12 protein-coding genes are annotated in these 19,102 nt (G+C 54.3%); 6 read left to right on the top strand and 6 right to left on the bottom strand.

What is annotated here, in order from left to right:
* Positions 1 to 98: 98 nt before the first annotated feature.
* Both ABXT62_RS00380 and yghU read right to left on the bottom strand, forming a co-directional pair.
* Entirely contained in the window at positions 99 to 3,947 is a 3,849-nt protein-coding gene (locus ABXT62_RS00380; RefSeq protein WP_415356567.1) for an NAD(P)-dependent oxidoreductase, read from the bottom strand.
* 69 nt (positions 3,948 to 4,016) lie between these two features.
* Positions 4,017 to 4,907, bottom strand: a complete 891-nt coding sequence (gene yghU / locus ABXT62_RS00375; RefSeq protein ID WP_415356566.1) for a glutathione-dependent disulfide-bond oxidoreductase — start codon at positions 4,905 to 4,907, stop codon at positions 4,017 to 4,019.
* A gap of 333 nt (positions 4,908 to 5,240) precedes the next feature.
* On the opposite strand from yghU, the gene ABXT62_RS00370 reads away from it, so the two are divergent.
* Positions 5,241 to 6,215, top strand: a complete 975-nt coding sequence (locus tag ABXT62_RS00370; RefSeq protein WP_415356565.1) for an NAD(P)H-dependent flavin oxidoreductase — start codon at positions 5,241 to 5,243, stop codon at positions 6,213 to 6,215.
* Positions 6,216 to 6,318: 103 nt separating this feature from the next.
* On the top strand, positions 6,319 to 6,642 hold the full coding sequence (locus tag ABXT62_RS00365; protein ID WP_415356564.1) for a potassium channel family protein: 324 nt from the start codon (positions 6,319 to 6,321) through the stop codon (positions 6,640 to 6,642).
* On the opposite strand, the gene selD is transcribed toward ABXT62_RS00365, so the two are convergent.
* From selD to rdgC, 3 genes are read right to left on the bottom strand one after another with little or no spacing between them, the layout of a single operon-like run.
* Positions 6,624 to 8,852 (bottom strand): selenide, water dikinase SelD, encoded by a 2,229-nt coding sequence (selD, locus tag ABXT62_RS00360; protein ID WP_415356563.1) that lies wholly within the window; start codon positions 8,850 to 8,852, stop codon positions 6,624 to 6,626. The genes ABXT62_RS00365 and selD overlap by 19 nt on opposite strands.
* Position 8,853: 1 nt before the next feature.
* The gene (mnmH, locus tag ABXT62_RS00355) at positions 8,854 to 9,948 is read right to left on the bottom strand and encodes a tRNA 2-selenouridine(34) synthase MnmH (RefSeq protein WP_415356562.1); all 1,095 of its coding nucleotides are present in this window, start codon (positions 9,946 to 9,948) and stop codon (positions 8,854 to 8,856) included.
* A gap of 8 nt (positions 9,949 to 9,956) precedes the next feature.
* Positions 9,957 to 10,862, bottom strand: coding sequence for a recombination-associated protein RdgC (gene rdgC / locus ABXT62_RS00350; RefSeq protein ID WP_415356561.1), 906 nt, complete (start codon positions 10,860 to 10,862; stop codon positions 9,957 to 9,959).
* A 253-nt stretch (positions 10,863 to 11,115) separates the two neighbouring features.
* Between rdgC and ABXT62_RS00345 the strand changes: the two genes are divergently transcribed.
* Positions 11,116 to 12,609, top strand: coding sequence for an FAD-dependent oxidoreductase (locus tag ABXT62_RS00345; RefSeq protein WP_415356560.1), 1,494 nt, complete (start codon positions 11,116 to 11,118; stop codon positions 12,607 to 12,609).
* Positions 12,606 to 13,046, top strand: a complete 441-nt coding sequence (locus ABXT62_RS00340; RefSeq protein WP_415356559.1) for a VOC family protein — start codon at positions 12,606 to 12,608, stop codon at positions 13,044 to 13,046. Before ABXT62_RS00345 ends, ABXT62_RS00340 begins: the two co-directional genes overlap by 4 nt.
* A gap of 83 nt (positions 13,047 to 13,129) precedes the next feature.
* Here ABXT62_RS00340 and ABXT62_RS00335 read toward each other — a convergent pair whose 3' ends face one another.
* Positions 13,130 to 13,831, bottom strand: a complete 702-nt coding sequence (locus tag ABXT62_RS00335) for a glutamine amidotransferase-related protein (RefSeq protein ID WP_415356558.1) — start codon at positions 13,829 to 13,831, stop codon at positions 13,130 to 13,132.
* Positions 13,832 to 13,977: 146 nt separating this feature from the next.
* Between ABXT62_RS00335 and ABXT62_RS00330 the strand changes: the two genes are divergently transcribed.
* Both ABXT62_RS00330 and ABXT62_RS00325 read left to right on the top strand, forming a co-directional pair.
* Complete coding sequence (locus ABXT62_RS00330) at positions 13,978 to 16,224, top strand: tetratricopeptide repeat protein (protein ID WP_415356557.1); 2,247 nt, start codon at positions 13,978 to 13,980, stop codon at positions 16,222 to 16,224.
* A 491-nt stretch (positions 16,225 to 16,715) separates the two neighbouring features.
* Positions 16,716 to 18,986, top strand: coding sequence for a hypothetical protein (locus tag ABXT62_RS00325; RefSeq protein ID WP_415356556.1), 2,271 nt, complete (start codon positions 16,716 to 16,718; stop codon positions 18,984 to 18,986).
* Positions 18,987 to 19,102 lie beyond the last annotated feature (116 nt).

The raw sequence follows: 19,102 nt of genomic DNA, 5'->3' as shown, positions 1-19,102 counted from the left end.
GTGGCGATCGCTACGATATGCCGCCAAGCCTGATACGGCGTTGACGCAATCCGTTAATGCCTGCCGGACAACAGCGCCATGATATGGCGGCTCCTCGATCAGGCAATGATGTCGCCAATCGCCCTGAATTTATCAATGGCTGACTGAGGCAATAGCGGAGGTTCCTTCCCGACAGCAAAACAGCCTAAGATCACTTCAGCTGTGCGGTCGATGATTTGGATCATGTCACACGCCTTGCGCAAACTCCTGCCAGCACACACCACCCCATGGTTCACCATAAACACGGCCCATTCATCCACCATTATATCGGATACGGCTTCGGCCAGTTCGTCAGAGCCCGGTGTCATATAGGGGACGCGGGCAATGTCACCCCCAAAGAAGGCGGCCTCTGATGATATGGGAAGAAAAGGAATACCTGCGTTAGCGAGAATCGTAGCGAAAGGCGCGTGAGCATGAATAACGACATTGGCTTCGGGTTTTTTTGTCAGTATTTGCGTATGAAAACTTTTCTCGCTGGAGGGCGCTTTTTGCCCGGGAATGAGAGGTTTTCCATCAAGATCGATAAGCACCATTAACTCAGGCGTAAGATCACCCTTAAAAACCTGACTGGGCGTGATCCAGATTTGACCCTCGACATCGGGGTTGCGCACACTGACATTCCCGCCGGTCGCGGTAATCACGCCTTCAGCGTAAAGCTCATTTACCGTATCAAGAAGCTCCTGACGAATGTCGGCAACACCAACAATGGCCGGCGCCCCGATGATGGCTCTGCCGGGAAGCGGGATACCGGCTAGATCGCCAGGGCTGCCGAGCTCGTCAACAATGGCATTGTAAATGCGCTTCATGTCGGCTTCGAGTCGCGCAATTGTCAGGCCTTTACCCGCATCCCCAGCGAACGAAATATACCCGTCCATGACGGCCTCCATGGCGTCTTTACTCCCCGAGAGCATGCCGTCAATGTATTCTGCGCGCATTCCGAGTCGAACATCAGCACCGCCGTCTACTTTACCCAGCGCGGCAGTCACAACACCATCGTTCAACACAATGTAAAACTCTAAACCCAGATCGCCAACCTGAAACCCAAGGCTCACGTCCAGCCCTATGCTTAATGCTCTGACATACTCGTCCTCGCTCATAGCGGCACAAAAGCGCGCCAGGATGACAGACATTTTCGCTATGACATCGGGGGAGGCAGTGACCTCATTTAAGCTCATGTCGGCGACAGCAGCAGCGTCCTTGCCCTCGGCCGGCTTATCAAGGTCGGTGATGGCCGGGCCGGGCCTGTTAATCAAGGCTTCCAAGGTATTGTCATCGAGCGTTGTTCGTTCTGCGTTCCAATCAAAGTGCACCAAGACTTGCGGGTTGAGCACATTGTCTGGCGTTTCACCGCGTAACATTTTCGCCAAGGCGTCTGCGATAGCTTCACCCTGATGGCGAGCCACTTCAAACGTGTTACCTGCGCAGTGCGGGGTTGAGATGACATTCGGATGGGTAATCAGGGGATGGTCAAAGCCCGGAGGCTCTTGGTTGAACGTATCGAGAGCGGCGCCGCCAAGATGCCCAGACTCAAGGGCGGCAATCAGGGCCGGCTCATCCACCAGAGCCGCGCGCGCAGTGTTGATCAATACCGCGCCCATTTTCATTTTGCAAAATTGTGCTGCACCCAACATGCCGGTTGTTTCAGGGGTGACAGCAGCGTGCAAGCTGATGAAATCACTGTTGCCGAGCAGCGTATCAAGGTCTACCAATGCAACACCGGCAAGGGCTGCTTGCTCGTTGGAGGCGTAGGGGTCAGCCGCGAGAATGCGGGCGCCAAACCCACTTAAGCGGCGGGCGACCTCACGGCCAACGGCGCCAATGCCAATCAGGCCGATCGTTTTTCCCCACAGCTCTTGTCCTTGAAACTGCTTGAATGCCTGGCCCATCTTACCCATATTACCCGCCGTCACTGACTCGTCTTTTAAAAATACGGACGCTCCCATGAGCTTACGAGCAGAGGCCAATATAAAGGCAACGGTTAGGTCTGCTACCGCCAGTGCATTGCGACCGGGGGCATACAGAACAGGAATACCAAACGCGGTGCAGGCGTCGACATCAACATTCACCGCGCTCCCGCGGCAGGCGGCAATGACCCGCAACTCGGGCAGTAGAGAGAGACTTTTTGCATCGACAACATCCACCTCCGTCACCAGAATATTGATGCGCGCCTGCTGGAGGACGTCGACCAAACCCTGGCCACTGAGCACCCGGTTTACGGCGCGAAAATTCTCATAGGTCACATTTACTAATGTGCTCATCGTGTCGAGCGAGTCCTGATCAAACGCCGCACTGACCAAAGCCCTCAACGGTTTATCGACCTCAATCGCCTTGCGCTTTATCGCGTCATCAGTTGCGAGGTCTTTAAACATCCAGCTGAGGGTGTGATTAAAAATCGCAGGGGTAACAGTGCTCTTGCTCGCTTCGCGCAGGCCATTCCAACTGCTGTAAAGCGCAGCATTAGCATCGGCATGTTCGGCAATGGGTACCACCGGGGAGGTGGGTTTAACCCGCGCATTAACCGCCGACTTAAAATCCGTGTGTAGCCCCACCGCAACAGAGGCGCAAATGACCGCGCCTAGCGCAGACGTCAAGTGCGTGTCTGACCGAATAACATTGCGGCCGCACAGGTCAGACAGTATCTGCGCAAAAACGCCGCTGCGCGAGAAACCGCCGGTGAGATGAACCTCTTGACTAATGGGGCCTGTTACGGATTCGAGTTGCTCGATATTTGCACGCACCGCACAGGCGTAGCCCTCAATCAATGAGCGACACATCTGGCTGCGCGGATTGGCGTCCTTAGCCATCAAGGTATGGCTGAGGGTCAATTGGCCCGACGACAACACAGGCGACTTGGCGTTCATCACTTCGGCGCCAACGGTCGAAAGCATACCGCAAGACCCTACCTCTGCCGTTTGGGCTTCGGCGAGCAAGCGAAGCTCGGGGTCAGGTGCTTCGGGAAACAATAATTGCGCCATAAACGTTAACGTCTCACCCATGGGGCCGCTTGAACTTTCCAGTACCCATTGATCAGGCACGACATGCAAACCACTAAAACAGCGGCCTTCCAGATCAATGGCAGGCTTGTCACAAAGGGTCTGAATGGGGCCTGTCGTACCGCTGACAAAAGCTGTCTGACCCGGAGTGATAATGCCACCACCGAGCAGGCTACACTGGCTGTCACCGCCGCCCAAGCCCACCACAACATCGGGGTGTAAGCCCAGGTGGGCGGCTGCAGTGCGGGTCATGTTTCCTATCGCTGTACCGGAACGCCTGACCTCAGGGAAAATATCTTTGGACAAACCCAGCCTTGCAATGCGATCCCAGCTCCACTGCTGTTTGTGAATATCAAATAAGCCGGAGCTGGCGGCCTGCGTGTAGTCGGTGACATTAACGCCAGTGAGTTTAGCGTTAGCCCAGTCGCCAATACTGAAAACAGCGGCTGCGCTTTTAAGGATTTCGGGCTTTTCGCGTAACACCCACATCAGGCGCGCTGATGCGTAAATGGGCAGGGGCCAGCAGCCGGTGTCGTGCAGTATGTCATCGCCTTCAGCTTCAGCGAGCTCAAGAAACTCGCCTGCGGCTCTAGCATCACGCGTGGGAACGGCAAACAATGGGCTGCCGTCCTTATCCACGATAACCGTGCCAAAGCGAATAGCCGATACAGCGACAGACATCACGCTGTCGCCATTGATCCCTGCTTTGGCTAAGACATTTTGGGTGGTTTCACCGATGTGCCTCCAGATCCTATCAAGGTCGATATCAAACCCGGCGATGGTTGCCGGCGCTTCAGGAAACTCCCAGCCACTGCAGGCGCTGTTAAACGTGTCACCTGAGGCTGTATTGACCAGTAGGCAACGAACACCGCTACCGCCAATATCAATCCCTAAGATCCATTGCTTATTGATCACTCAATAGCCCTCTGGGTGTTCAGTGCGCTATTGATTTTACAGTACAAGCATACGCGGGGTTTTCGGCACTTAGGCGTCCTCTGGCTTCGGATCGGGGTCAAGGATATCCTGCGTGCGCAGTTCGAAGTCACTCGCGTCGTGCCGCTCTAGCAACTGTCGTGACTTATGGCCGTAAGGCCGATTCACCATTTGGCCACGCTGAACGGCGGGGCGCGCTCCCACCTCGTCGACCCAGCGAATCAGGTTCGTGTACGTCTGAGTTTGCAAAAATTCTGCCGCTTGATAGGCTTTGTTTTGCACCACTGCACCGTACCAGGCCCAAATGGCCATATCGGCAATCGTGTAATCGTCGCCACAAATATACTGACGTTCGGCCAAATTCTTATCGAGCAGGTCAAGCTGACGCTTCGCTTCCATCGCATAGCGGTCAATGGCATATTGAATTTTTATTGGCGCATACGCATAAAAATGACCGAAGCCGCCACCGAGCAGCGGCGTCGCGCCCATCTGCCAGAACAGCCACGACAAGCATTCCGCTCGATCAGATGGATCTGTCGGCACAAACTCACCAAACTTTTCTGCCAAATAGAGCAAAATCGCGCCGGACTCGAATACGCGAGTCGGTTTCGCCATGCTGTGGTCCATCAGCGCCGGAATTTTAGAATTGGGGTTCGCACTGACAAAACCGCTGTCAAACTGAGAACCGTCACCAATATTGACCAGCCATGCATCGTACTCGGCACCCGCGTGACCCTTGGCCAGCAATTCCTCGAGCATAACGGTGACTTTTACTCCGTTGGGTGTGCCTAGTGAATAGAGCTGCAGCGGGTGTTTTCCTACCTGCAATGCCTTTTCTTGCTGCGCACCCGCCGTCGGACGGTTAATATTGCTAAACGCCTGACCGTTGTTGGGATCCCACTGCCAAATTTTGGGGGGTTCGTAAGCGGCTGCATCCGTCATAACAAATAGCTCCTGTGTGTTGTCCTGGTGGGCGTCCTTCGCTTACCGGCTAGCTTACAGACAGGATCGACCTGCGTCACGCGCCTCTGCCGGCCTCTGGTCAAAATAGGGCTAAAGACGGCAAGATAAAAAATGGATTAGCTTCGGTTTTTAGAGCCCGTGTTTTCCTGTTTTTAATCGGCTTGCGTCGACCAGCGACTTGTTTTAATGTCTGCATCCCAGTTTAAAATGCTATGCGTAATAGGGTTTGAACGGGGGTCATTGAAGGCGTGATTTTCAATAGACACGGTGACAGCGATGTCAGCATAAATCTCATTGTTAGGGCACAATCCTATGAAAACTAAAATCACTGAACTGTTTGACATTGAATATCCGATCATTCAGGGCGGCATGCACTTTGTCGGTCTGGCAGAGCTCGCAGCTGCAGTCTCCAATGCGGGTGGCCTTGGTATCATTACCGGATTGACGCAGGGCACGCCGGAGAAACTTGCGGCAGAAATTAAGCGTTGTCGCGGTATGACAGATAAACCCTTCGCCGTGAATATCACTTTCCTGCCGACGCTGACCCCACCTGACTACCCCGGACTGTTCCAAGCCATTATCGATGGCGGCGTGAAGATCGTTGAAACCGCGGGCAATAACCCTGCGCAGTATCTCCCCATGCTAAAAGAGGCTGGCATCAAGGTGATCCATAAATGTACCGCTGTGCGCCATGCACTGAAAGCCCAGACTATTGGCTGCGACGCAGCATCTGTCGATGGGTTTGAATGCGGCGGGCACCCAGGTGAAGACGATATCCCCAACTTTATTTTGCTGCCCCGCGCAGCTGATGAGCTGACCATACCCTTCGTGGCCTCTGGCGGCATGGCTGACGGCCGCAGCCTGGTAGGTGCACTGGCGATGGGAGCAGATGGTATCAACATGGGCACTCGCTTTATCGCCACGAAAGAAGCGCCCGTACACGATAACGTGAAACAAGCTATCGTCGTCGCGAGTGAACTGGATACTCGCCTGGTTATGCGGCCGCTGCGAAATACAGAGCGCGTGCTGAACAACCCCGCCGTAGAGCGCTTGCTGGAAAAAGAGCGGACTCTAGGTGCAGACCTAAAGTTCGAAGACATTATTGACGAGGTCGCGGGTGTCTATCCCAAGGTTATGATTGAAGGTAAGCACGATGAAGGCGCCTGGTCATGCGGGATGGTCGCCGGATTAATTCACGATGTTCCCTCTGTGCAGGAGCTCATCGACCGCATCATGAGCGAAGCCGACAGCATTATTCATACTCGCCTTAGCGGTCTGTATTTGTAAAACGGTTGTTGTTTATCTGGTTAATATGTTCATTGTTGGCATAGTCGTCACCGGCCACTACGAATGTCTCTACCGGATTAATCGTCTTACCCCCAGGCTCCCTATGCGCCACCGCTTGCGGATCGTGCTAGGCGTGATTTTAGCCGTTACTGCGCACATCTTTGAGATATGGGTGTTTGGCATTGCATTCTATTGGATGAACAAAGCACAGGGCTGGGGTTACTTTGAGGGGAACTATAGCGGCAGTCTGATGGACTCGGTGTACTTTTCTTTCACCTCCTACACCACGTTAGGTTTTGGCGATGTTGTGCCTCACGGTGATCTGCGTTTTCTCGCAGGGCTGGAGGCCCTAACCGGATTAGTGCTGATTACGTGGACGGCCTCTTTCCTCTATCTTAAAATGGCCCACTACTGGAGCGAAGGGTGAAGCTGGACGAGCGCTGTGCTCTTGGGGTTCAGTGCCACTACCTCACCCATGATCCGAGCAGCGGCATAGCCGCTGCTTTGTAACGCTTCACACAATGCCAGCGCGCAGTGCGCAGGAATCGCGATCAGTAACCCGCCGCTAGTTTGGGGATCGAACAGCATCTGCCTGCGAGCCTCATCAACCGATGCGGTGCACTCCAAAAAAGGCTCGTTGGCACGCACATTTGACGCGTGCATAGTGCTCACAGTCCCAGCACGAATCTGCTCAATCGCGCCATTGAGAAGTGGCAGAGCTGACAAATCCAAACGCGCGGCATGCTCCTGCGCCAGCATTTCCAGTAAATGTCCCAGCAGCCCGAAACCGGTAATATCGGTGCAGGCAGTAGCGCCATGCGCCAGTGCCAATTCCGCCGCCGCGCCGTTCCCCTGTAGCATGGAAGATATCCCCGCACTCACATCACGCCCGTCCGCAGCCAACTGCATATGCCCCGCAAACAACACCCCTGTGCCTAGAGGCTTGGTCAATATCAGTTGGTCGCCCGGCGAGGCACCCGTCTTGGTCAATAGTGCCCCGTTAGAAGCCATTGGCACACCGTTTACGGTAAAGCCGAGACTGAGCTCCGGTCCCTGCATGCTGTGTCCGCCGTTCAACTGGCAGTCCACGGCGGCAAACTCGTGCAAGGCGCCGCCCAACAGCTGCTGCAGTTCCCGCTGCAACAGCGTGCTGCTGGCATAAGGCAGTATCACTGCTGCCAAAGCAGATAGGGGCCTAACACCACAGGCATAAAGATCACTGAGCGCATGATTAGCCGTGATGCGCCCCATCTGCCAAGGATCGGACACCATCTGGCGCAGGACATCCAAGCTTTGCAGCACCGGCGCTCCGGCAGGCGCAGGCACGACCACCGCATCATCATCTGTACCGCAACAATGTTGCGGATAATCCTGCCTCAGCTGCGCCAAGGCACCACGCAAAGCATCTGCGCCGACCTTCGCGCCACAACCGCCACAGACAGGCTGCAACGACGCAGAGTCCGAGGCGGGCAAGCGGTAGGACGGTGTGAGCGGCATATTCACCGGCAGTGTTTCGAAGCGTGCCATAAAGGCTCGGTCGATCCGATCCTTCCAGCGCCACGTCCACCTACCGGTCGCACAGAGCAGCCCCCACTCGGCAGTCGCACGCTTGTCACCCAGCGATATTAGGGAAAGAAACCGGCGCTGCGGCCGATGCAGACGCAGCGATGTATCGAGTAGCACCGCGCGCAGGTTGTGGGCTAAAACCGGCGCCTGACGCACGGCATAGACACCCGCCTTGGGTCTTGGATGATTCACCTGAGTGGCGATATCGCCGGCGCCGAATATATCGTCATGGTCCATGGCTTGCAGCGTGTCGCGGACTGCGAGAAACCCGTGCTCATTGGTGGCAAGCCCGCTTGCCGCAATCCAGGGCGCAGCAGAAGCACCTGTACACCAGAACAATTGGTCATACGCGGCATGCGTCCCGTCCGCAAAAGACAGGGCAGCCGATTCAACCTCTGTCACTCGGGCGTTGAGATGCACGCGTATACCGTGGCGCTGCAGCGCCATCATCACCATCCGCCTGGCTCGGGCATTGTAGTGCTGCAAAATCACCGGGGCGCCACACCACAAATCTAACACCAACGATTTGCCTTTGAGACGGTGCGCTATCGCAAGCGCTAACTCCACGCTGCCGGCACCCCCCCCGACGACGGCAATGCAGTATTCCTCCGCCCCGCGCTGTTCGTTGACTCTTTGCTGTGCTGCGAGCCAACGTTGCCATAAACCCGACACCGGTTTCACCGGCGTTGCGTGTTCTCTTGCGCCTGGCACTGAATCGAGCTCCGGCTGAGAACCAATATCAATGCTCACTACGTCATAGCTCAAAGGAGGGCGACCCGCTAAAGACAAGCGTCGATTCAATGGGTCAAGCGCGACCACTTCAGCCGCAACAAAGCGCACTCCCGCCCACTGGCATAAACGCGCCAAATCGATATGTGTCTGCTCGAAAGTATAGTGACCTGCAATCAAGCCGGGCAGCATGCCCGAATAGGGCGAGTGACTAGCGGGAGAAATTAGCGTAATTCTCAGCCCTTCGATGGGCGTCATTGCCAGCATGCGCATCGCCAGAACATGACTGTGGCCACCGCCGACCAGCACCAAGTCACGACGCAGTTCAACCGCCGCCTTCATTCTAGGCGCCCTGCTGCGCCCAGGCGATCACCGCCTGGCGATCACCGCTAAACAATTGCTTGCCGGCGCGTTTGGAGAGTTGGTATTCGTACATAGGGTCGTAATATTTTTCCAGCAAGACAGCGATCCAATGCCGATGTGCGCCGAGGTCAGCGTGTTGCCACTGTTGTTCGAAAGCCTCTGCCATCAGGGCGCTCACGTTTTGCTGCTGCTGTCCGCCAAGGCGCTTGCGTATCCTAAGAAGGTCGTTCTGCAGCCTTTCAGCGTGCAAGTGCGGACCATCTTCCCCGCACAACTCAACGTAACGCCTGCCCAGATCCAGTACATAGTCTTCAATAACAACATCAATGCGGTCATCGAGAGTCTCCTCAACCACGGCCATAGGAGCGTCCGCCATTTTCTCAAGCAATGAGCCAGGCAGAGACAGGCAGCCAATAAGCCGCCCTTCATCTTCCAAGAAAATACGCTCCGCGCCCGTCGCCAGCAATCTCATCAAGGACATAATGATGGCGTTTTCAAAATCAATCTGGCTAGGCTGTGGTGTGGTCATCTGGCCAAAGCTGGAGCCACGGTGATTGGCTAGCCCTTCGAGGTCGACCCCTCGCGCCAGACGGGTAATCACACGGGTCTTGCCGGTGCCGGTCCTACCGCTGATCAGAACAAAGGAGGCACTGGCGACTGAACGCTCCAACTCCTGCAACAGGAATTGTCGCATAGCCTTGTAGCCGCCCGTAATCAGGGGGTAATCGATGCCTTCCTCGCGCAACCACCGCTGCACGGTTTGCGAACGCAGGCCTCCGCGAAAGCAGTAGAGGTAGCCCTGGGGGTGTTGTTGTGTAAAGGCCTTCCATTGTGCCAGACGTTGCGCTTTTAAATCACCGCTAACCAATGCATGTCCCAGCGCGATCGCCGCATCCTGACCCTGCTGCTTGTAACAAATCCCCACCTGAGCGCGCTCATCATCACTCATCAAAGGCAGGCTGAGTGCAGAGGGAAACGCCCCGCGTGTAAACTCAGCCGGTGCACGCATATCCATCATCGGTGTCGGGCTGAGGAAAAGCGCTCGATAATCTGTCGTGTCAGGGCGCTCAGACATAGACGTCGTTACTCGACCTCACCGCCAAACAGCGCCAATACTCGCTCCTGCAGGCTTGTCACCGCATCTGCCATCAGGGCAAAGTCAGCATCCAGCCGAGCGGCCTGATCTGCTTCCGGGATCTCTTCGTTTTCCTTCATCAGCTCGTCCGCAAATTTGAGGCGACGCAGGCATAGGTCCTCTGCCAGCACCAGGGAGAGTCTCTCATCCCAGGTCAGTGACAGACGGGCGACCTGTTTACCCGCATGCAGATGAGTTTCCACCTCTTCACTCAACAAATCAACGCCGCGACAACGGACCACTCCGCCCTCTTCACCCAGTTCACGCAACTCGCACTCCAGCCCCAGCTCAAAATCATCGGGCAGATTACGGTGTAACAGCCAAGCCGTCATCACCGCGGACGGCGCGTTATTAACCTGCGGCAACAGCACAGGAAAGCTGCCGATACATTCACGCAGTAGATTGAGTAACTCCTCTGCCCGCGTGGCACTGGCCGCATCCACAAAAATCCAATTCGCCTTAACATCGATATAAGCGTACACATAGGTCGAGCGAGTGAATGCCCGAGGCAGGCAATCCTGCACAATCTCATCCTTCAGGTTCAGCCGTTCCTTACGATAAACCTTGCGCCCCTGCTCGGACTCAATAACGGCAACTTTCTCATCCACCTGTTCGCGCACGACAGTAGAGGGCAGTAACTTCTCTTCTCTCTTTAGCTTGAGCAGCATACGGCCAGCAGCAGCGTGCACTAGCTCTTCGGACTCCTCGCCCAGCGGTGGCACCCAGCCCGAGGACACAGCCTGGACTTTTCCGCAGGGCACAAAGCCGTGTCCGGAGAGTTTTTGCCCCAGCTGCTCAGGGGACAGGTCAAAGGGCTTGGTCAGACGATATGCTCGGATATTCTTGAACCACATGGGGGATTACTGCCTCTCGCAAAAGCCGGAGATTGTACCCCAGCCGCCCTCCATTACCAGCGCGCATCCATCAGAAGGGGTCGCTAGCGACAATCTATGCGATGTCGGGGCAAAAAGCCGCGCCGCGTACAATTTCTTAACCTCAGCAGCGACATGCGCCGTTGTAAGCCCGCGATGAAAACGCTTTAATCCCGTATCATGAGAAAAATGACTCGGGCGCCTCTTATCGCGCCCAACACCGAGGTGTGCAGAAATGTCCGACAAGTCAAAAATAAACCCCTCCAAACCGCGCAAAATCCGTGACGTAGCGCAATGGGACCTGGAAACGGATGTGGCCGTCGTCGGATTTGGCGGCGCGGGTGGCTGCGCTGCCATCGAAGCGGCAGATGCCGGCTCCAGCGTCACCCTCTTCGAAGTTGCTAGTGACAACGGTGGCTCCACCGCGATGTCCAGCGCAGAAATCTACATGGGCGGCAATGGCGGTACCCGCGTGCAGCAAGCCTGCGGGTTCGAAGACAGCACCGAGGACATGATCACCTACATGATGATGTCAGCAGGGCCGCAGGCAGATGAGGCGAAAATTCGCAACTACTGTGAAAACAGTACCGATCACTTTCAGTGGCTGGTGGATATCGGCATTCCCTTTAAAGACAGCTTTCATCAAGAGCGGGCTATCATGTGCCTGACGGATGACGGTCTGCTGTATACAGGCAGTGAAAAAGCCTACCCCTTCGCGCAACAGGCCAAGCCTTGTCCGCGCGGTCACAACCTGCATGTTGAGGGTGACAACGGTGGCCCGTTGTTTATGAAAATCGTCGCAGAAAATGTCGACCGGCGTGAAGCCATTACGGTTGCGTACGAAACGCGCGTCCTAACGTTGATCGTGGATGAAGAGGATTCGGTTGTCGGCCTAGTGATACGCCAGAACCAGAAGGAACTGAATGTGCGCACTCACCAGGGCGTCATTTTGTGCGCCGGGGGGTTCGTTATGAACGAGGAAATGATTCGCAAGTACGCCCCCATGCTGACCGCCGGTAACACGCCCATCGGCAACCCAGGGGACACCGGCACCGGCATACTGATGGGTATGTCCGTAGGCGGCGCTGCGATCAATATGCACGAGGGTTTCATAACATTGCCTTATTACCCTCCGGCCAGCATGACTAAGGGTATCGTGATTAACGATCAGGGGCAGCGCTTCATCAATGAAGATGTGTATCACGGCCGCCTCGGGGCTTTCGTCGTGCGCCAACAATCAGAACGTGTCTACTTCATCCTCTCGGTAGAGCAATATGGCGACTATGAGCGGGTCAGCTACATGGGCTCTGGGGTCGCGGGCACCGGAGAAACCGTACAAGAACTGGAAGAGGAACTGGAGCTGCGCGAGGGCACCCTGCAACAGACCATTAAGGTCTACAACGAAGACTGTGTCAGTGGTAAAGACACCCAATGCCACAAAGCGGCTGAGTGGCTGGAACCGCTGGTGCCGCCGCTGGTCGCACTGGACATCACCCCGGGACGGGGATCCTTCTTACCCTTTTTCACTTTAGGCGGACTGGACACTCTGCCTACCGGTGAAGTGGTTGATCCGCAGCGGGATGTGATCCCAGGCTTGTATGCCGCAGGTCGCACCGCGTGCGGTGTCGTGCGCAGAGCGGAGGGGTATAGCAGTGGCATGTCAGTGGGGGATGCCTCATTCTCTGGCCGCCTGGCAGGCAAGCAAGCTGCTGCGAGGGCACGCTCATGAAATTTCTGCACACCATGGTGCGGGCACGGAATCTTGATGACACGCTGAATTTTTTCTGTGACCAACTAGGGCTGGTTGAAGTCAATCGCTATGCCAGCGAAGCGGGCCGATTTACGTTGGTGTTTCTGGCCGCGCCGGATGATATCGAAAGTGCTCATCAGGGCCAGAGCCCTCTGGTGGAGATCACCTGGAACTGGGACACACAAGACTATGAAGGTGGCCGCAATTTTGGCCACTTAGCCTACCGCGTGGAGAATATCTACGCGCTGTGCCAGCGCCTAATCGATAAAGGTGTGGTGATCAATCGTCCGCCGCGGGACGGGCATATGGCCTTTGTGCGCTCTCCTGATGGCATTTCCATTGAGTTGCTGCAGGCCGGAGCGCCCCTGCCTCCGCAGGAACCCTGGGCATCCATGGAAAATATCGGCGACTGGTAATTGACTTGCGGGCAGGCTTTCTCTTTCGCGTGTCGTGTAAAAAAACGCACTCTAAGTGAGGCAGACCCAATGGACAGTGTGCATTACGCGTCCAGAAAATTGAGCACCCAACTGCCCACACGTTGACCCTGGGCAATACCGCTCAGTGAGGACACTCCCGCCGCATAAGCCGCCTCACCAATTCGCTCTCGCCTGATAGACAGGAGTTCACGTGAGTATTCGGGCACAAATTCTGGGTGGCCCTGGAAGGTCAGAATATGATCGCCGATCTGACACACCGCGTTCTCGCAGAATTCGCTTCCAGCCAATACGCGCGCACTGTGAGGCACAGCCACGACCTGATCCTGGTGACTGACCAGAATATTCAGGTCCACATCACCCTGATCATGCCAAGAGGGCACAGTAGTGAATCGATGCGTATGCAATCCCACGCCCCAGCCCTTGGCTGACCTCTCGGTTTTCCCACCCAGCGCCTGCGCGACGAGCTGATGGCCGAAACAAAACCCCAGCAGTTTTTTGTGTCGCCTGTTTAGCTCCCGGACAAACTCCATGAGCTCGACAATCCAAGGCTTGTCTTCGTAGACGCTGGATTTGCTACCGGTAATCAGATACGCATCGACCTCATCAATGTCGGCCGGGTACTGCCCAAGCTCCACATCGTAGACGGCATACTCAAGGTTGGGGTCCGAATGTCGGAGCAGCGCGATGAACATGTCCGGATACTCGCCGTACTCGAGCTTCAACTCCGGACGAACCGCATCTGTTCTTAGAATCCCCAGCTTCATAACCTATCCTCACTAACGTCCATGTTCCTGTCTCCAACTACCACGAAAGTGGCCTATAATAGGTAGCGCCCTCGAAGCTGTCCATACCCCAGGATGGCTGGTAATGTGTGCTTCCCCCCTACAGATATGGATACGGTTGCTGCTACGTGCTGCTGACAAAACTTCTTTTCACCGCAATCGTGTTATGGGCTGCTAACGCTAGCGCCTTCGTCGGTTCAGATACCTGCCAGAACTGCCATGCAGAAGAGCATGCGCAATGGCGCGGTTCCCATCATGATCTCGCGATGCAGCTACCGTCGTCCGCAACCGTGCTGGGAGACTTTGACAACACCACCTTTACGTATAACAGCATCACGACCCGATTCTTTCGCGAGGGTGAAAAATTCATGGTGAATACTGACGGTGAAGACGGACAATCACAAGATTTTGAAGTGTCGTACGTATTCGGTGTTAGTCCTTTGCAGCAGTATCTACTGCCCTTATCCCGGGGTCGACTGCAGGCGCTGAGTATCGCCTGGGATGCGCGCGCAAAAGCGGAGGGCGGCCAGCGCTGGTACCATCTTTATCCTGACGAGAAAATCGATTATAAGGATCCACTGCACTGGACCGGCACCTACCAAAACTGGAATACGAGCTGCGCGGAATGTCACAGCACGGACCTCAAGAAAAATTACAATGCACTCGACCGTTCCTTTGATACACAATTCGCGGAATTAAATGTCGGCTGCGAAGCTTGCCATGGCCCAGGCGAAAAGCATCAGGCGCTGGCCGCAGCCAACACACTGCAAGACGCAGAAAACGGCGGATTCCCTACGGCTTTGGCTCAACGCGGGCAATGGATGTTTCCAACAGATGCCAACATTGCTCGACGGACGTCGCCCTTAAAGTCCAATGCCCAGATAGACAGCTGTGCTCGCTGTCACTCCCGACGCGCTACGCTAGGCGATTACCACTACGGTGCAGAGCTGCTCGACACCCATGACCCGGTGTTGCCGCAGTGGCCTCTGTATTATCCGGATGGTCAGATCCGCGATGAAGACTATGTGCACGGCTCCTGGGTGCAAAGCAAAATGCATCAGGCCGGCGCAGTCTGCAGTAATTGTCATAATCCGCACAGCCTGAAACTACGCGCTCCCAACAATGGCGTATGCGCTCAGTGCCATGCACCGGCACATTACGATACCGCGAAACACCACCGCCACCCGACAGACTCAACTGGCGCCCTGTGCGCTAACTGCCATATGCCGGAGACAACCTACATGGGGGTTGATGACCGCCGAGATCACAGCATGCGTATTCCGCGTCCTGACCTCAGCGTCGTCATGGGCACACCCAATGCCTGCAACCAGTGTCACCTAGATGAAGACGCGCCTTGGGCCTTAGCGGCTTTACGTGAATGGGGTGTACAGTTTCGCGATACCGGCAGTCATCCCGCCCGCGCTTTTCAGCATATCGCCATGGGCGACACCCGCGCGGTACCGCAGCTGGTTAACATTGCGAGTGACCCAAGTACCGCATCGATCTGGCGCGCCACGGCCATGGACGCACTGGGACAGGTCGGCGGGCGCGATGCCTTGCAAACAGCCACGCAGCTGTTGTACGACGACAACGCGCTGCTGCGCGCCAGTACCGTCCGTGCACTTGACTTTCTACCGCTGAACCAACGCTACCCGTTGATGCAGCCACTCATCGCCGATGACGTTACGGCCGTGCGTATGGCAGTTGCCTATTCTCTTGCAGGGGTGCCGCTGGACCAGGTGTCGCCCGAACAGGCTGCGCAACTACGCGTATTATTCGACGAATACCTCAGCAACCTGCAACAGAATGCCGATATGCCCGGCGCGCAATTACAGCTAGGTGTGTTTTATATTGCGCAGGGAGACGAGAAAGCTGCGGAAGCCGCTTACCGGGAGGCCTTGTACCTCAACTCACAATTAATACCCGCTTACCTCAACCTCGCGGACCTGCTGCGCGGGCAATCTAGAGACCCCGCCGCGCGAACGATATTGCTCCAGGCTTTGGCGATCCTTCCAGAAAATGGTCCGACTCTGCATGCCCTGGGATTATTGGAAACACGCAGCGGACAGCCCGAGATCGCACTGACTTATCTGCGACAGGCCGCCGAGCTGGAAACCGAGGGCACCCGCCATCGGTTTGTCTACGCCATTGCGCTGCATGACCTAGGGCACCCTGCCAAGGCGATCGCACAGTTACAGGCGTTGTTACGCAGTGTGCCGCAGAGCGCCGAAGTACTGCTTGCGTTAACCGACTACAACACGGAGTTAGGCCAACGCAAAAAGGCGCTAGGCTACGCCAAAATATTGACGCAAATCGCACCGGGAAATCGCACTTACCAGAAGCTTTACCAAGACCTTTCCAGGGACAATCCTTAAAGGCCCTGCAAGCACTCAAGCGGCAAGTACGGCCTACTTCGCTTTGGCAGGTTTTAGGTCAAGGTTTGTGCTGTTCCACTTGCCTGTAGATGCCCATGGTGAACAGCGAACCGCCAAACTCTGTATTACTGTGTCGGCACAAACTGCATCACGACTTTTACTCCTTAGCAGTCGCTCTCTTACCAGAAGCATAGATATGCCTGTCGCCAGTACTCTTCAAAAAAGATAAACTCTTAACAAAGATTAGTCTTTTACAGGCCACGCTGTGGCGAACTTGCCCTATTAGTTATTAACAGCGAAATAACATTGAATATTCCTTTACGACACATCATCTCAATCGGCTTGCTCTTTGCCTCTTTAATCGGGAGTAGCGGAGCTTGGGCTGTGGATTTTCCGCTGAGCTTCTATACTTTTCACCCACGCGCCCAAGTTGAGACCCTCTCTCCAGATCATGATTCACCACGGCTCTCTAATTGTGCAGGATTCATACCGTGACTACGAAGGGTGTTGTAGATAGAAACATACTGACGTATACAATCGCAGTGATTGCCCTACTCACGTTTACAGCAGGTACCTTTTTTTTCCTGCTAAATATCGATATGTGGGTGCGATACCATATAAATATTCCAAGCAATGATGCAATTCTTCAAATACCACTGATAGCAAGTGCACTCGAACATGGAATCTGGTCAACCAATTTACAGGATTGGTTTTCTATCCACGCTGGCGCCCATCGCATTGCACTGATCCGGACACTAATGTTCGTAGATTATCGATTCTTCGCGGGGTACGGCTACGTGAGCTATGCCGTTGCATGGTTGTCTATTGCATTAATACTTGTAGTCTATACACGCGCTTTTAGACAGACCTATCGCTCTGAGACTGCGCTTCTAATTTTTTCCACCGGTTTGGCGCTCCTGTTTTTGTCGAGCCATACCCAGTTCGTGAATCTTATACAGATTGTCAATACTACCTGGTACATGGCCCTAGGGGCGAGCGCTCTTGCGATTCATATGATTACAAAAACGTCGGCGCCGCCAAGTTTTTTTGTTTTCTCTGTGGCTTATGTTCTCGCTATTATTGCTGGTCTCGCTAATTTTGGCGGCGTCATCGTTTGGCTGCTTTTGCCATTGGTGATTGCAATGAGGAGCATTTCTATAGGATTACTTGGGGGACTATGTTCAGGCGTTTTGCTAGCGCTCTATCTGCCCGGAATCGGGTCTAATGAAGCTAGTCTCGCAAATCATCCTATATTTATTGACACTTTGGCCACTGCGTTGAAAAATTCTCCTCTACCTGTTGAGACTTTGACCGCGTTGGACTTTCAGCCGCCTACGCTCCTTGAACAACTGAAAAATCAAGTGGTATACATGTTTTCGCAAACATATATTGGCTTAGGTTCTCCGGCGTCTCAGCACCACCCTCTAGTAGCAAACATCGCAGTTAGCGCTTCTTTACTGCTCATTATTTGCGGGTGGCTAAAGGTGTTAATCTCTAAATTTTTTGACCGCTACCGGCATAATGCGTGGTTTGAATTAGCGCTTGTTATGGCGACTTTATGCTTGGGTATCGTCCTCTCGACATACTTGGAGCCAAACTTTTTCAGAGGTCCATTGCTAGAGCGCTATCAAACTATTGTGATGGTCTACTGGCTTAGCGTGTGCAATATGCTGTTAGGCTTTGCTTGGGCGGTAAACCGCAATAAACCGTTATGGCGATTGATTTCAACCCTGTGCTGCGTTGGGATTACTGCTTTTCTGCTTGCCAACCCTGATCATTTGGTTCATAACCAAAGTGCTCACGCTAACAGGCTGATGACGGAGCGCATGTCAGTATTGAGTCCATTGGGTATTCCTGACGCCGATGTTTACCAACCTCTTTTAAGTTTTGGGCAAAAACGCGGAATGTCCGGCACACAGCTCAATAAGTTTTTATCCAGACGGCACCAAGTTAGGCATGTGGCTAATACAAAGAGGCTAAGTGGTTTTCAAGTATCAAGGGATTGTCCTGATGTAGATCTCAAGGTTAAACCGTCAAGATGGCCAGGCATATCAATGGCGACAGGGCATATCGATAATAATTCGGCTGTGCGGCACCGCCAAATTCCTATCTCTAATGACCAGGGCAGTATCATTGGATACATGTTCCCCGCAAATAGAACTGATCTAGTGTCGATGCTTGTTCGAAGAAAGGTTAGCTGGGAAGGTTATTTTATAGATTCTGAAGATCAAGATATTGTCTATCTGCACTATGGATCATCGCTTTTTACGCGTGCGTCATGTCGAATAAAAACAGATCGTTGGATAGACCCGATCGCCTGCAATACAGCAATTGCTTTCAGCGATGATGGGGCAGACAGGTATTTTGGCGCTAGAGGTCTTTCCGGCCATGGACCTCACGGCAGATGGAGTAATGGTTCAGTTGTTGAATTGTCGTTGTTGCCAGAACAAGGCTGCCACCCCGATACACTGCAGCTGGATTTATCTCCATATTTGAAACGTGAGCACCCTCAGCAAACAGCGGACATTTTCGTCAATGAGAATCTTGTAGAGGAAATAAGCTTATCCTATGGAATGGATAATCCCAAAGAGTTCTTAATCCAATTGCCAGAATTTGTATCCGGAAAAATTAAAGTGCGCTTTGAGATCAAAAAACCCATGTCCCCTCACGCATTGGGGCTCTCGGAAGACAAACGGGCTCTGGGTTTTCTTTTTAGAGGCATTAAACTGGTTTCACCTAAAGTAGACCCCGCTGTCTTATGACTACTGTTGCGCCCGCCATCTAAGGCCTAGTGCGGGTTTTTATTGCCTGCCAATCAACGCCAACGTGGCTGGATTAGGATCAATGGCCTTTCCAAGGACAATCCTTAAAGGCCCTG

This window comes from Halioglobus sp. Uisw_031 (assembly GCF_047729875.1).
Taxonomy (GTDB): Bacteria; Pseudomonadota; Gammaproteobacteria; order Pseudomonadales; family Halieaceae; genus Marimicrobium.
Note: the sequence above shows the minus strand (reverse complement) of the source record. Positions and strands in the feature narration are given on the sequence as shown.

What these genes read in the sequence shown, in the direction of transcription:
- mnmH (WP_415356562.1), bottom strand. Translation starts at nt 9,948, where the DNA reads ATGTCTGAGCGCCCTGACACGACAGATTATCGAGCGCTTTTCCTCAGC.
- yghU (WP_415356566.1), bottom strand. Translation starts at nt 4,907, where the DNA reads ATGACGGATGCAGCCGCTTACGAACCCCCCAAAATTTGGCAGTGGGAT.
- ABXT62_RS00345 (WP_415356560.1), top strand. Translation starts at nt 11,116, where the DNA reads ATGTCCGACAAGTCAAAAATAAACCCCTCCAAACCGCGCAAAATCCGT.
- ABXT62_RS00335 (WP_415356558.1), bottom strand. Translation starts at nt 13,831, where the DNA reads ATGAAGCTGGGGATTCTAAGAACAGATGCGGTTCGTCCGGAGTTGAAG.
- ABXT62_RS00370 (WP_415356565.1), top strand. Translation starts at nt 5,241, where the DNA reads ATGAAAACTAAAATCACTGAACTGTTTGACATTGAATATCCGATCATT.
- selD (WP_415356563.1), bottom strand. Translation starts at nt 8,852, where the DNA reads ATGAAGGCGGCGGTTGAACTGCGTCGTGACTTGGTGCTGGTCGGCGGT.
- ABXT62_RS00365 (WP_415356564.1), top strand. Translation starts at nt 6,319, where the DNA reads ATGCGCCACCGCTTGCGGATCGTGCTAGGCGTGATTTTAGCCGTTACT.
- ABXT62_RS00340 (WP_415356559.1), top strand. Translation starts at nt 12,606, where the DNA reads ATGAAATTTCTGCACACCATGGTGCGGGCACGGAATCTTGATGACACG.
- rdgC (WP_415356561.1), bottom strand. Translation starts at nt 10,862, where the DNA reads ATGTGGTTCAAGAATATCCGAGCATATCGTCTGACCAAGCCCTTTGAC.